The following is a 15,603-nucleotide window of genomic DNA, read 5'->3' as shown; positions in this document are numbered from 1 at the left end:
ACACCTTACACACAACACATATGTTTTATCACCTATTTAAGTAATAAAACATATGATCTATTGTATTTACTATTTTGATATATTTGTTAGTATGACCAGCAACCCTACTAAACTTTACCCTTACCATAGAATACAGCTACTAACACTTAGCTTATTCTTAATATTAACTGCAATTACTTATGCTCAAAATTCTTTAAAGTTTGAGCATTTAACAACAGAAAATGGTTTATCACAAAGTGATGTAAATGTCATTTTTCAGGATATTGATCGGTTCATGTGGTTTGGAACTCATGACGGATTAAATAGATATGATGGCTATAACTTTAAGGTATTTAAGCCCAATGCTGAAAACAAAAAAAGCATTAGTAGTAATTTAATTTGGAAAATTATTGATGATAAAAAAGGCGATTTATGGATTGGAACTACTGGTGGAGGATTAAATTACTTTAATAGAGAAACAGAAGAATTTACAACATACAAGCATGACCCTAATGATGATAACAGTTTAAAAAGCAACTATGTTACTGTACTTTTTAGAGACAGTAGTAATAGGCTATGGGTTGGTACAGTTAAAGGTGTTAGTATGGTAGATTTAAATGAGCCTACAGATTCCTTAAAATTTAAACACTACAACTTATACCAAAACAGCTCTAGACCAATAAAAAACACCAACAATGTTAGTTCATTTTTTGAGGATAGTAAACATCAAGTTTGGATTGGTGGTATAAACGGGTTGTCTAAATTATCTAGAGATAATAATGGCGACATTTACTTTCAGTCTGTTAACCACCTTATTAATCTTCCTAGTGTTAATGTTAAAGCTATTGCAGAAGATAGTTATGGTAATTTAATGTTAGGTACTAGTAACGGTTTATACAAGTACTCACCATACAAAGACACCAACCAAATTGAACTTTTACAAGAAGGCACATACAACGCCATTTCTATAAATAACAATCATATATGGGCAGGTAGAGATAACGGTTTACTAGAGTTTTCTAACATATCTAGCACTGCTAAACCAGAGTTAATTAGTGTTTATAAATATGATCCTAAAAACCCTAGCAATAGTTTAAGTAAAAATGCTATAAAATCTTTATTTATAGACCACACTGGAATTATTTGGGCTGGTGCCAATGGTGGTGGCGTAAATAAATTTGATCCGCATAGAAAGCAGTTCTCTCATATAAAAAAGAGCTTAGATCCAAATAGCCTAAGTAATGACAAAGTGCGTGCTATTTTTGAAGATAGTCGTCAAAACTTATGGATTGGAACAGAAGGTGGCGGGCTTAATTTTCTTAAAAAGAATAACATTACCAAAGATTTTAATCAGTTTCAACACTTTAATAATGTCAACAAAATTTTTGCTATTGAAGAAATAGAATTAAAGAATAAAAGAAAAATATTTATTGGAGGTGAATTTTCTCCAGGACTTTATGAGATTGATGTTACTAATGATAAAAAATTATCTGAAAACGATTTAAAATTAATCCCAGACATATCTGGTAGTGTGTTTTCTATTTTACAAGACAAAGAAAAAAATATATGGATAGGAACTTATAATGACGGTGTACACAGATGGCTAATTAATAAAGATGGCTCTACATTTACTAAAGATATTTTAAAACAGAATAACAACCAACAGTATAGCTTACCTAATAATATTATTAGAGATATTTTTGAAGACTCTAAAGGAAATAAATGGTTTGCCACAGGTAATGGCTTAAGTAAGTTAACTCCTGAACAGCAAAATTCTAAAAACCCTAAATTTATAACCTTTAAAAATAATCCTAATGATGATACAACATTAAGTCATAATTATATACTAACTGTTTTTGAGTGTAAATCAGGGACCATATGGGTTGGCACATTTGGAGGCGGACTAAATAAACTAATTGTAAATAAAGATAAAACGATAGGTTTTAAACGTTACACAGAAAAGGAAGGGTTACCCAATAATGTAATTAAAGGTATTTTAGAAGATAACCAAGGTAATTTATGGATATCTACAAACAATGGATTATCTAAATTTAACCCTACTGATGAAAGTTTTCAGAATTACGATGTTAATGACGGATTACAAAGTAATGAGTTTAGCGAGCTAACAGCTTTAAAAACCAAGGAAGGTCAATTATTTTTTGGTGGTGTAAATGGTTTTACCACTTTTTATCCTGAAGAAATAATAAGTAACAAAATTAAAGCAGAAACTGTACTTACCAACTTCTCTATTTTTAATAAACCTGTTGCAATTGGAGAACGTATAAACGGAAGAGTAATTCTAGACAAGTCTATAAACGCCATAGATAAAATAAAACTAAAGTATAGCGAAAACAATTTCTCTTTTGAGTTTGCTGCTTTGCACTATGCCGCATCTAGAAAAAACAAATATGCATATAAATTAGAAGGTTTTGACAAGGATTGGATATACACAACATCAAAAAATAGATATGCTACCTATACAAATCTAGAACCAGGATCTTATGTGCTAAAAATAAAAGCATCTAATAACGATTACATTTGGGATGAGACACCAATTGAGCTAAAAATAGATGTTACGCCACCTTGGTGGAGAACAACACTTGCTAAAGTGCTATACGTATTGCTTGCAGTTGTACTATTACTTGCTTTTAGAAGATACACCATTATAAGATCTGCAGAAAAACATAAGCTAGAGTTAGATCATCTAGAGAAAGAAAAACACGAAGAAATTCACCGTTTAAAATTAGAGTTTTTCACAAACATATCTCATGAATTTAGAACTCCACTAACACTTATAAAAGGCCCTTTAGATTTTTTATTAAAAAAAGCAGATACTATTAGCCCTAAAGAAGCAAAAGACCAATATGTGTTAATGCGCAAAAACACAGATTATTTGTTACGCTTAGTAAATCAACTATTAGATTTTAGAAAAATGGACCACGGTAAAATGAGTCTTAACCTAAGCAAAAATAATATTGTAGAGTTTTTAAAGGATGTTGGTGAACCATTTCAGTTTTTAAGTAGAAAAAAGAATATCAATTTTAAAATTAATGTTTCTAATGAATCTATTTTAAGTTGGTTTGATCCTGATGCTGTTGAAAAAATCATAAACAATTTACTTTCCAATGCATTTAAATTTACTCCAGAAAATGGTAGTATTAAACTAGATATATTTAATGGCAAAGACTTTATAAAACCTGCAGATATAGATCTTAATATAGATCAATCTAAATATATAGTTATACAAGTAAAAGATTCTGGACCTGGTATACCTGCACACAGGTTACAACATATTTTTGAGCGTTTTTATACAGATATTGGTATTACAACTCACGTAAACACCAAAGGAACAGGCATTGGATTGTCATTTACCAAAAACTTGGTAGAGCTGCATCAAGGTATTATAAAAGTACAGAGCGACTCTGAAAATGGATCTACCTTTTATGTTTGGTTGCCAAAAGATAAAGAAACTTACCAAGAAAAGAAAGAACTTAACTTTCATGAAGTTTTTGAGGAAAATACATTTATTAGTAAGGTAGATGCAGAGTCACACGCAATTAGTTTTATGGATGATATTATAGACCAAAATATGACTAGGTCTAGATCTAAACTACCTATATTATTAATTATAGATGATAACCAAGACATACGGTCTTTTATTAAAAAGGGACTAGGTGAAAGTTACTACGTTTACGAAGCTGAAAATGGAGAAAAAGGACTAGAACTTGCCAAAAAGTTTATTCCTAATATTGTTATTACAGATTTAGTTATGCCAGTTATGGATGGTATAGAATTTTGTAACCAAATAAAATCTACACAAGAAACCAGTCATATTCCTGTAGTTATGCTAACAGCAAAAACATCTCAAGAAAAAGAAATTGAGGGGCTTAAAACAGGTGCAGATGCTTACATTAGAAAACCTTTTGACTTAGAATTACTAGAGCTTAAACTTTCTAATATTTTAAATGACAGAGAAAAATTAAGGAAAAAATTTAACAGAGAAATTACACTGCAACCAAATGAAGTTACAGTTACATCTTCTGATGAGACTTTTTTACAAAACGCCATAGAAATTGTAGAAAAACATATGATGAACTCAGAATTTAGTGTAGAAATGTTGGTTAAAGAAATGAATATGAGTAGAAGTAACTTGTATTTAAAAATTAAAGAATTAACGGGACTTTCTTCTAGTGAATTTATAAGAAATATTAGATTAAAAAGAGCTGTACAGCTATTTGAAAAAAGCGATTTATCTGTAAAAGAAATTATGTATATGACCGGTTTTAACACAGCGTCATACTTTTCTAAATGTTTTAAAAAACAATTTGGAGTTGTCCCTAGCAAATACATAAGAATTAATAATGAAGACACCACAGATAAAGAATAGACTTTAGTAAAAAACATATGTTTTATTATTAAAACCATCTGTATACTGCTTTTAAAGCTACAAATCTCAACTTTGTTACATAGGAGTTAATTTTATTATTGTGCGCACAACTTTAGTGTGCACAATAATTTTATGGTAAAACATATAGTTATGAAGATTTATGCAGCTGTTTTAATACTAGTACTTACACTTAGTGCTTGTGGTAAAAAAAGCAATCCAAAGTCAAAAAAACAACAACCTAACATTGTTTTTATTTTTACAGATGACCAAACATACACATCTATTAATGCCTTAGGAAATTCTGAAATTAAGACTCCAAATATGGATGCTCTTGTACACCAAGGTACAACCTTTACTAACGCTTACAATATGGGTTCTTGGAGCGGTGCAGTATGTGCTGCATCTAGAGCAATGCTTATTTCTGGCAGATCTGTATGGAGAGCTAATAACTTTAGACAAAACTGGAAAAAACAAGATTCTTTAGATAAAACATGGGGAAAACTATTAGAAAATAGTGGTTATGACACGTATATGACCGGCAAATGGCACGTAGATGCTGCAGCAACAAAAGTTTTTAAAAACACTGCGCATATAAGACCTGGTATGCCTAAAGATGCTTGGGACCATGCAACTATGGTAGCAAAGTTCGATTCGCTTTACAAAACTAAAAACCCAGATTCTAAAACAATTATGCCCAATGGTTACAATAGACCAAAAACTACTACAGATACAACTTGGTTGCCTACAGATAATACTAAAGGCGGATACTGGAAAGGCGGAAAACATTGGAGTGAAGTTTTAAAAGACGATGCTATTACGTTTATAAATACAGCAAAAGAAAAAGAAACACCTTTTTTTATGTACTTGGCTTTTAATGCTCCGCATGATCCTAGGCAGGCTCCAAAAGCATATCAAGATATGTATAATGTAAAAGACATTAGTTTGCCTAAAAGTTTTTTACCAGAGTATCCGTACAGGCATAGTATTGCCAATGGTGATGATTTACGAGACGAAGCCTTAGCTCCTTTTCCTAGAACAGAGCTTGCAATAAAAACACATATAAAAGAGTATTACGCCAGCATAACACACTTAGATGCTCAAATAGGAAAAATACTAAAAGCATTAAAAAACTCTGGAAAAATAGACAATACGTATATCATTTTTACATCAGACCATGGACTAGCTATGGGAAAACACGGCTTACTTGGTAAACAAAATTTATTTGACCACAGTATTAGGCCTCCAATGGTAATTGTTGGTCCAGATATTCCAAAAAACAAAAAAAATACTGCAGATGTGTACTTACAAGATGCTATGGCAACATCACTAGAAATTGCAGGTATACAAAAACCCAGTTATGTAGAGTTTAATAGCTTTTTACAATTAGCAAAACAAAACTCTAACCAAAGTAAATACACTAGTGTTTATGGTGCGTATTTAGACGTACAAAGAATGATTAGAAAAGATGGCTACAAGCTACTTGTATATCCAAAAATAAAAAAAGTGTTGCTGTTTAATCTTAACAAGGACCCAGAAGAAATGAATAACATTGCTAACCTACCTGAAGAACAAAACAGGGTGGTACAATTATTTAATGAACTACAAAAGCTTCAAAAAGCAATGAATGACCCGTTAGATATTTCTACTTCTAAACCTCAACTTAAATCAAACTAAAAAATAAACTTTATGCAAACATATAAACTAACTGCTTTACTACTTTTTCTAGTTGTCTTTTCTTCTTGTCAAAAAAAAGAAATAGAAGTTTTAGAGGATCAAGATTTTAATAAAAACTGGTTATTTATAAAAGATAGTATACCAAATGCAGAAACTGTAAATTTTGATGATAGCAATTGGAGAAAAGTAAACGTACCACATGATTGGGCTATAGAAGGTCCGTTTAGCGACAAAAATAATGCTCGTAATGGTGGTTTACCCATAGATGGTATTGCTTGGTACCGAAAACATTTTAAAGTAGATGCAAAAAATAAGAACAAGCAAATTTCTATAGAGTTTGATGGGGTTATGGATAACTCTAAAGTGTATATAAACGGTAATTTTGTTGGAGAGCGCCATTACGGATATAGTGGTTTTGAATATAATTTAACACCGTTTATTAAATTTGGAGAAAACAATGTTATTGCAGTACAATTAGCTCCAGAAATTTTGTCTGAAAGATGGTACCCTGGTGCTGGTATTTACCGCAATGTAAGGCTAAAATTAAACGAACCTGTGCATATTCCGCAATGGGGTACATATATTACTACACCTAAAATAGATGACAACAAAGCTATTGTTAACATAGAAACTAAAATTAAAAACACATTAAATAGTACTGCCAACATAGTCCTAGAGACAACTATTTTAGATATAAATAATGCAACTGTTGCTGTTTCTAACAACAAAGTAGAACTAGATAAAACATCAGAACAAAAACAAACACAAGAAATTACAGTTTCTAACCCTACCCTATGGGATATTGGTAAGCCTAATTTATACAAAGCCGTAAGTCGTATTAAAATAAACAATACGGTTGTAGATGAGTATACTACAGAATTTGGTATTAGAACTATTGAGTTTAAAAAAGAAGGTTTTTACCTAAACGGAAAAGCTGTAGAGCTTAATGGTGTTTGTATGCATCATGATCTTGGCCCTTTGGGTGCCGCTGTAAATTATAGAGCTACAGAACGCCAAATGCAAATAATGCAACAAATGGGTGCCAACGCATTACGCACAAGTCACAACCCACCTTCTACAGAAATGCTACAGGTTTGTGACAGACTAGGTATTGTGGTTATAGATGAAGCTTTTGATGAATGGAAAGAGGCTAAAGTACCTAATGGTTACCATAAATATTTTGACAAATGGGCAGAAAAAGATTTACGAGATATGATAAAAAGAGATCGTAACCACCCATCTGTAATTATGTGGAGTATTGGAAATGAAATTTTAGAACAAGGTAAAAAAGATGGTTGGAAAATAGCTAAAATGCTAAATGACATTTGCCATAATGAAGATGCCTCTAGACCTACAACTGCTGGTTTTAACTACTACCCTGCTTCGTTTACAAATAAATTGGCATACCAAATAGATGTTGTTGGTGTAAACTACAAACCTGCTTACTATGCAGAAATTAGAGAACAGAACCCTGATATGATTTTTTACGGTTCAGAAACATCTTCGCAAACAAGTACTAGAGGTTATTATGAGTTTCCGTTAAAAGAAAGAGTTAGCAAAGAAACAAATCAAGTTTCTAGTTATGATGTAAATATTGGTCCGTCTTGGACGTATCCTCCAGAGGTAGAATTTGAAGCCCAAAAGCAAAATCCACATTCGTTGGGAGAATTTATATGGACAGGTTTTGATTATTTAGGAGAACCTACTCCATATGGCGGAAGAGATAACTCTACAAACGGATATTGGAATGATGATTGGCCATCTCACGCTTCTTATTTTGCGCCTGTAGATTTGGTAGGTTTTCCTAAAGACAGGTTTTATTTGTACCAAAGCCAATGGACAACAGAGCCAATGGTACACGTATTACCACATTGGAACTGGGAGGGCAAAGAAGGGCAAACCATTCCTGTTTATTCGTATACAAATTGCGATGAAGTAGAGCTTTTTGTAAACGGAAAATCTTACGGCAAAAAAATAAAAGGAAAAGACACCACTACTATTTTTGCAGAATACAACGGTTTTAAAGGCGGTACTATTGACTCTAAATACAGATTATCATGGAATGTACCTTACCAACCCGGAAGCTTAAAAGTTGTTGGTTATAAAAATGGCAAACCAGTTGCTACTAAAGAAATTAAAACAGCAGGTAAACCTTATAAAATAAAATTAACAGCAGACAGAAATACGATTAATGCATCTGGAAAAGATTTATCATTTATTACAGTTAGGGTTGAAGATAAAGATGGTAATTTATGTCCTAAAGCAGATAACCTTATAACATTTAAAGTATCTGGCAATGGAGATTTAGAAGCTGTTGGTAATGGCAACTCTGCTTCACTAGAATCTTTTAAAGCAAATTATATTAAATCCTTTTACGGTAAAAGCTTAGCTATTATAAAAGCTACAGAAACTGCTGGTGAAATTAAAATTACCGCAAGTTCAGATAAACTTAGTTCTGCTACAATAACTATAAAAACTAAGTAAATATGAGCTATTTAAAAAATATAATACTCTTTGTTTATTTTCTGTTTTTTATACAAATAGTAACAGCACAAAAGCAACCCAATATTATTGTTATACTAACAGATGATCAAGGTTGGGCAGATGTGGGGTTTAATGGTGCAACAGATATTCCAACACCAAACTTAGACAGGCTAGCATCAGAAGGTGTTGTATTTTCTAATGGATATGTTTCGCATCCATATTGTAGTCCATCTAGAGCAGGCTTACTTACTGGTAGATATCAGGCGCGTTTTGGGCACGATTGTAACATGCCTTATAACGGAGAAAATGATGTTACAGTTGGTACACCCTTATCAGAAAAACTAATATCTGAAGCTTTAAAAGAACAAGGCTACAGAACAAGTGCAATTGGCAAATGGCATTTAGGAGATCACCCAGATTTGTACCCTCCTGCACAAGGATTTGACCATTGGTTTGGCTTTCCTGGCGGAGCTATAAACTACTGGGGAACAGCACAAAGTAAGATTAAGACCATATATCGCAACAGAAAACCAGTCCCAGAAGAGGAACTTAGTTATTTAACAGACGATTTTACTAATGAAGCCATTAATTTTATTAATAAAAAAGATAAGAAACCCTTTTTTATTTACTTGGCTTACAATGCACCACACGCACCAGACCACGCTACAAAAAAGTATTTAGACAAAACTAAACATATAGAGTATGCTGGCAGAAGTGTGTATGCAGCTATGGTTAATGCCGTTGATGAAAATGTTGGCAAAATAGACTCCACACTAGTTGCTAATGGTATAAAAGATAACACTATATTAGTTTTTTTAAGTGATAATGGAGGAAGAATAGAGCATGCAGACAACAGACCAAACAGAGGGCACAAAGGAATGTTGTTTGAAGGCGGAATAAAAGTGCCTTTTTTTATTTCCTGGCCAAGTAAAATAAAAGAAAAGAGCCTGTACTCTAAACCTATTTCATCATTAGATTTATTTCCTACGTTTTTAAATGCTTCGGGTGCTAGTGCTTCAAAAGAAAAACAATTAGATGGTGTAGATTTAATGCCTTACATATTAAATAAAAATAAAGGTAACCCACACAACATACTATTTTGGAGGTCTTCTGGTAATTTTGAATATGCTGTTAGAAAAGGAAAATACAAATTATACAAAAGTGCCTATAAAAATAAAACCTTACTTTTTAATATTGAAGAAGATAATTTAGAGCGGTATGACATTGCTAAACAACATCCAGAGATATGCTTAGATTTAGAAAAGTCTTATGCCAATTGGGATGCTAAAAATAAGGCTCCTGGCTGGTTAGATCCTCATGCAGAAAATGTAATTAAAGAGGATAAAAGATGGAAAAAAACACGCGAAAAATCCTTAAAAAAGTAATACTTTAGCCACAAAACCAATTCAATGATACATTTACTTAAAACCAAAAGAAAAAATATTTACTTTTCGCTAGCAATTGTAGCTAGTATTTTTACAAGCAGTTGTAAAGAAACTAAAAAAAACACAGACAAATCTGCCAATAAAGAAACAGCAATGGAGGCTACCAAACCAAATATTGTTGTTATTTATATGGATGATTTAGGCTATGGAGATATTAGTGCTAATGGTGCTACAGAAATAAATACTCCAAATATAGATAAACTTGCCAACGAAGGCGTTAGGTTTACTAATGGTTATGCTACATCTGCAACTTGTACCCCTAGTAGATATGGTTTACTAACTGGTGTGTACCCTTGGCGTAATAAAGATGCCGCTATTTTACCTGGTACAGCACCACTTATAATTAGCACAGAGCAAACTACTATTCCTAAAATGTTAAAAAAAGAAGGTTACGCTACTGGCATTGTAGGTAAATGGCATTTAGGTCTTGGTAGTGGTAATGTAAATTGGAATGAACGTGTTTCTCCTGGCCCAAATGAGGTTGGTTTTGACTATTCTTACATTATGGCGGCTACGCAAGACCGTGTTCCAACAGTTTATATAAAAAACGGACACGTAGATGGTTTAGATCCAAAAGATCCTATAGAGGTAGATTACTCTAAAAATTATGACAACCAGCCAACAGGTAAAGACAATCCGGAATTGTTAAGTATGAAATGGCATCACGGACATAATAATAGTATAGTAAACGGTATTCCTAGAATTGGTTTTATGAAAGGTGGCGAAGCTGCTAAATGGAGTGATGTAGATATGGCAGATCATTTTTTAAAAGAGGCTAAATCTTACGTTACTAAACATAAAAACGAGCCTTTCTTTTTATACTATGCTTTGCAACAACCACACGTACCCCGTACACCTCACCCTCGTTTTGTTGGTACATCTGGTATGGGACCAAGAGGTGATGTAATTTTAGAAGCAGATTGGATTATTGGTGAGTTTATAAAAACTTTAGAAAAAGAACAGTTATTAGAAAATACTTTAATTGTATTTACAAGTGATAATGGTCCTGTTTTAAACGATGGCTATTTTGATGATGCTGTAGAAAAATTAGGAAAACACACACCTGCAGGTGGATTAAGAGGCGGAAAATACAGTTTATTTGACGCTGGTACACGTGTACCTTTTATTACGTATTGGAAAGGGAAAATTACACCAGGGGTATCTAATGCGCTAGTTTGCCAAGTAGATTTACTTAGTTCGTTTGCCAAACTAACTGGTAATAAAACTAAAACAGAAGACAGTAAGCAAATGTTAGATGTATTATTGGGTACATCTAAAAACGGAAGAGAACATCTAATTTTAGAAGCTAGCAAAAAAACAGCTTTAAGGAGTGGCGACTGGGTGCTGATTCCGCCTTACCCAGGCAAAGCTATAAATACACAAGTAAACATAGAATTAGGTATAGCTAATGAGTATCAACTTTATAATTTAAAAGAAGACAAAGAGCAACAAAACAACTTGGCAAAAACAAACGCCAAAAAGCTATCTGAACTTATTTCTGTATACACACAATTAAGAGGAGAAACTACAGAGGAAATAAAAGAATTAGAATTGAAATAACTTATTACTTTAACCAAAATTTATAAGACCTTGAAAACATAATTCAAGGTCTTTTTTTATACAAACACTTTGCTTTTTAATACTTGTAACACCTTAAAAATATGTAATAAACCATATGTTCTATTTTTCAATACATATCTAATTACCAAATAGACTAAGAATAAATAATTTTAATTTCTTATAAACCAAACTCATTATAATGAAAATAAAATTAGCGCTTTTAAGTTTATTTGTTACTGCAATTTCTTTTGCACAAAGTAATAATTTACCAGAAGGATTTACTGTTGGTGACAGAACCAAAACAAACTTAAATTTTAACTGGAAATTTCATTTAGGAGATTTACCAAACGCTCCTACTACTATTAATTATGACGATAGTAATTGGGAAAATGTATCTGTGCCTCATGCACCACAATTGGTATCTTATGAAATGGATAGCATAAAAGAAACCTGGATACAAGAAAAGTATTTACGTGACATAAGTTGGTACCGCAGGAAAATTAATATTGATGCCAATGCTACAGGAAAAATATTTTTAGAGTTTGAAGCTATACATAATGCTACAGAACTTTGGGTAAATGGTAAAAAGGTAGGCAACTATGCTGTAAATGGTTATGTGCCTTTTTATTTTGATATTACAGACTTTGTAACCTTAGGAAAAGAAAATACTATTGCTATTAAGGCAGATAATAGTTTTAGTCAGGTAATTGCTCCTGACCCACACAGAACAGATTATGTAAAATTTGGCGGGTTATATAGAGATGTGTACTTGGTAACAACAAATAAGTTACACGTTAACTACAACTGGGAAGATTTTAATGCTGGCGTGCATATTACAACCCCAACAGTAAATAAGCATAACGGAACAGTTACTATAAAAACTACCGTAAAAAACGAAAATGCTACTGCCAAAAACACCAAAATAGTTACTAAAATTATAAATAAAGATGGCGTGGTTGTAAAAAAAATTACTTCTACTAAAACAATAGCGCCTAATACTGTATACACCTTTAGACAATCTGCAACTATAGAAGATAATTACCATTTATGGTCTCCAGATTCTCCTTATTTGTACAGGGCTAACTCTGTTATCTATGATAAAAATAATGCTGTTGATTTTGTAGAAAACAAATTTGGTTTCAGAAAATTTAGTTTAGAAAAAGGTAAAGGATTTGTTCTAAATGGCGAGCCATTATTTTTAGTTGGTGCTAATCGTCATCAAAATTACCCAAATATAGGTGATGCTGTTCCTAATTCTTTTCATTACAATGAAGCTCTACAATACAAAAAAGCAGGTATGAATATTATTCGCCTATCTCACTACACGCAAGATGATGCTTTTTTACAAGCTTGTGACGAGTTGGGTATTTTAGTTTATGAAGAGCCTAGTACATGGATTTTATGGGGAGATGAGGCTTGGTTTTCTAATTTAGAAGACGCTACAAGAACTATGATACGTAACCACAGAAACCACCCGTCTATTATTGTTTGGGGTGCTGGCATAAACCACAGAGGTCCAGTACCAAGAATGCAAACCGTTGCTAAAGAAGAAGATCCGTTTAGGTTAACAGCATCTGCATCTAGCCCATGGAACGGAGTAAAAAATGAAGGTGTTACAGATATACACGCAACTATGGATTACCGTAGAACAGAATTTCCTGAGAGTGCTTTTACTATGGTAATGGAGCACGGTAGTACGCCAGATTCCGAGGTAAATCAGTTTCATATTTCTAGGTATAAAGGAAATAAAAACAATTTTGCAGCCATAACTTGGTTGGGGGCAGATTATAATCATTTACAACCAGATGTAGATGATGATCAATGGAAAAGGGATTTTATGACTACTTACGGTGTATTGTCTGCTTTTAGAGTACCTAAACCGGTTTACTACTGGTATCAATCTGAATTGGTAAATAAACCAATAGTACATATTGCAGATGAAACAGCTTCTAAAAACGGAAAAGTTAGAGTTTTTAGCAATTGCCAAGAGGTAGTACTTTATCATAATGGGAAACTTATTGCAAGGCAAACTCCAGATAATAGTCTTACCAAACTAAACCTAAACCACCCTTCGTTTACATTTAAATATAATTGGAAAAGCGGAACCTTAAAAGCAATTGGTTATACAAACGAAGAAAAAGTAACCGAATTTATTAGGCATAAGGAAGAAAGTCCGTATAATTTAAAATTAGATTTAAATATCACAGACCAACCTTTTTATGCTGGCGGATCTGACATACGACTGGTACACGCATCTATTTTAGATAAAAATGGCGAGGTAGTTACTAATACAAAGCAACGCGTAGAGTTTTTTGTATCTGGAGCAGGAGAATTAATAGACAATGGTAAAATAGATGCCAACCCTGCACGCTCTTTTAACGGCGTGGCATCAATTTATATTAGAGGTAAAAATAATCCAGGAAAAATTACAATTACAGCTAAAGCTAAGGGCTTAAAATCTGCCAAAACAAGTATTACAACATCAACCTATAACACAAATGAAATTGTAAATAATGCTACTCCTATTTACGATTTTCCGGTAACCAGAGTAGACATTGGAGGCAATAAACAATTAGTACAATTTGATTGGGAAGAATGGACAGGTAACAGCAATGCTAACTTAACTTATAACCTAAAGGATTTTAATGCAACTATTGCAGTTAGTGCTACAGATAAAATTAAATGGTTAGGAGATACTGCAATGTTAGGTGATTTAAGCTTTGTGGGAACAGATGGTTTATACTCAGAAAAAGGAAATTTAAGTCTTAACATAAGTAACTTAAAAGCTGGAAATTATGAAATAGAAACGTTTCACCATACTAGAAGAGGCAACGTTAAAATGACAAATGAAATTGAAGTACAGGTTGTAGATACTAATGGTTCTTTTTCAAGAAAATCTGATGATCATATAGTAGATTACTACCAGAATGATAATACAGGAGAACGCAAGCCATTATCTATAACATCTAACTTTTCTGCTGATGGTAAAAGCACAATAACCATCAATTTTAAAAACTTGCAAAATACAGGCGATTTGTGGCTAAATGGTTTTGTAATAAAACAAGTAAAATAATGTATTGTACTAACACCTACTTAATAAACTAAATGAAATGAAAATAATGCTACAAAAAGAGTTTCTTTGGCTGTTTCTACTATGCTTTACAAGCATAATAGCCCAAGGACAAAATGAGAAAGTAATTTTTATTAAAGAACCAAACACTACTTTACAAGCTAATACTACGTATGAGTTTACTATTGGCTATGTTGCTTTAACTGATAGCGATTTAAGTGTTGAACTTAGCGGTGGACCATCTAAATTTTATGCTGGTAGCAAGGTAAAAGTAAAAAAAGGTCAGGGTATAAAAAAGTTAACTATTACCACTAATAAAAAACCAACTAAAGGCAAAGGCTATAAACTTGTTTTAAGTTTAAGAGATGTAAATGGCAATTGGAAAACTACACGTACAGGGCAGGTTATTAGCAACATAGAAATGGTTAAACAAGCTGTTTCATTTTCTAACAATGTAACGTTTTCTCCACTTTTGGCTACTAATATTTCTAGTAATTCAAAATACAATGTGCCTGTAAGTTACATTACAAAAGAACCAATATTTATACAAGCTGCAATTTGGGAGGGTGGTAAATGGTTAGCATCATCAGACCGTATAAAAGTTATGTCAGGGCAAGGAGAAAAGCAGTTACAAATAAATTATGAACAGGCTTTAGAGGGTAAAAATTATAAGTATTCAATCTCTTTTGGAGACAAAGAAGACTTTGACTCAAAATCATATGTAACTAAAGAAATTTCTGGAGTACAAATTACAAAAGCTGCCAACCGTTTATCTATTGCAGAGATAAACGATAAAAGCATACAGGTATCTGTAAATAACACATCTAATATTTTAATTCTACCATCAGCTACTAATTATGATTATATAAAAATAATTACGTTAAAAGGGAAAACCGTTTCAGAGTCAAAAAACAGTAAATCTATTAATATAAAAAATCTTTCTAATGGTGGTTATTTTGCCATTACTAGCACAAACGAATATTACAAATTTGCAAAATTTTAAA

The 15,603-nt window shown here is 32.4% G+C and carries 7 protein-coding genes; all 7 read left to right on the top strand.

The genetic code is table 11. The annotated features are described in order from the left end of the window. Window positions 1–52 precede the first annotated feature (52 nt). The 7 genes from Q4487_RS14335 (at window position 53) to Q4487_RS14305 (ending at window position 15,602) form a co-directional block, all read left to right on the top strand. On the top strand, window positions 53–4,366 hold the full coding sequence (locus Q4487_RS14335) for a two-component regulator propeller domain-containing protein (RefSeq protein ID WP_303544906.1): 4,314 nt from the start codon (window positions 53–55) through the stop codon (window positions 4,364–4,366). 150 nt (window positions 4,367–4,516) lie between these two features. Next, window positions 4,517–6,040, top strand: coding sequence for a sulfatase-like hydrolase/transferase (locus tag Q4487_RS14330; RefSeq protein WP_303544901.1), 1,524 nt, complete (start codon window positions 4,517–4,519; stop codon window positions 6,038–6,040). 12 nt (window positions 6,041–6,052) lie between these two features. After that, window positions 6,053–8,524 carry a beta-galactosidase GalB gene (galB, locus tag Q4487_RS14325; protein WP_303544898.1) on the top strand — a complete coding sequence of 824 codons (2,472 nt, stop codon included), beginning with the start codon at window positions 6,053–6,055 and terminating at the stop codon, window positions 8,522–8,524. A 2-nt stretch (window positions 8,525–8,526) separates the two neighbouring features. Next, window positions 8,527–9,909 carry a sulfatase-like hydrolase/transferase gene (locus tag Q4487_RS14320; RefSeq protein WP_303544896.1) on the top strand — a complete coding sequence of 461 codons (1,383 nt, stop codon included), beginning with the start codon at window positions 8,527–8,529 and terminating at the stop codon, window positions 9,907–9,909. Between the two features lie 24 nt (window positions 9,910–9,933). After that, a complete protein-coding gene (locus Q4487_RS14315; protein ID WP_303544894.1) occupies window positions 9,934–11,529 on the top strand; it encodes an arylsulfatase in 1,596 nt (531 codons plus the stop codon). 199 nt (window positions 11,530–11,728) lie between these two features. Then, window positions 11,729–14,602 carry a sugar-binding domain-containing protein gene (locus Q4487_RS14310; RefSeq protein ID WP_303544891.1) on the top strand — a complete coding sequence of 958 codons (2,874 nt, stop codon included), beginning with the start codon at window positions 11,729–11,731 and terminating at the stop codon, window positions 14,600–14,602. 37 nt (window positions 14,603–14,639) lie between these two features. Further along, complete coding sequence (locus Q4487_RS14305; RefSeq protein ID WP_303544889.1) at window positions 14,640–15,602, top strand: hypothetical protein; 963 nt, start codon at window positions 14,640–14,642, stop codon at window positions 15,600–15,602. Window position 15,603 lies beyond the last annotated feature (1 nt).

Origin of the sequence: Cellulophaga sp. 3_MG-2023 (assembly GCF_030546975.1) — a bacterium.
Lineage (GTDB): Bacteria > Bacteroidota > Bacteroidia > Flavobacteriales > Flavobacteriaceae > Cellulophaga.
The sequence above is the reverse complement of the archived record's forward strand: the minus strand, read 5'-3'. Positions and strand labels throughout refer to the sequence as shown.

Excerpts from the sequence above, each read along its gene's own strand:
- Q4487_RS14315 (WP_303544894.1), top strand. The coding sequence starts at position 9,934 with ATGATACATTTACTTAAAACCAAAAGAAAAAATATTTACTTTTCGCTA.
- Q4487_RS14330 (WP_303544901.1), top strand. The coding sequence starts at position 4,517 with ATGAAGATTTATGCAGCTGTTTTAATACTAGTACTTACACTTAGTGCT.
- galB (WP_303544898.1), top strand. The coding sequence starts at position 6,053 with ATGCAAACATATAAACTAACTGCTTTACTACTTTTTCTAGTTGTCTTT.
- Q4487_RS14320 (WP_303544896.1), top strand. The coding sequence starts at position 8,527 with ATGAGCTATTTAAAAAATATAATACTCTTTGTTTATTTTCTGTTTTTT.
- Q4487_RS14335 (WP_303544906.1), top strand. The coding sequence starts at position 53 with ATGATCTATTGTATTTACTATTTTGATATATTTGTTAGTATGACCAGC.
- Q4487_RS14310 (WP_303544891.1), top strand. The coding sequence starts at position 11,729 with ATGAAAATAAAATTAGCGCTTTTAAGTTTATTTGTTACTGCAATTTCT.
- Q4487_RS14305 (WP_303544889.1), top strand. The coding sequence starts at position 14,640 with ATGAAAATAATGCTACAAAAAGAGTTTCTTTGGCTGTTTCTACTATGC.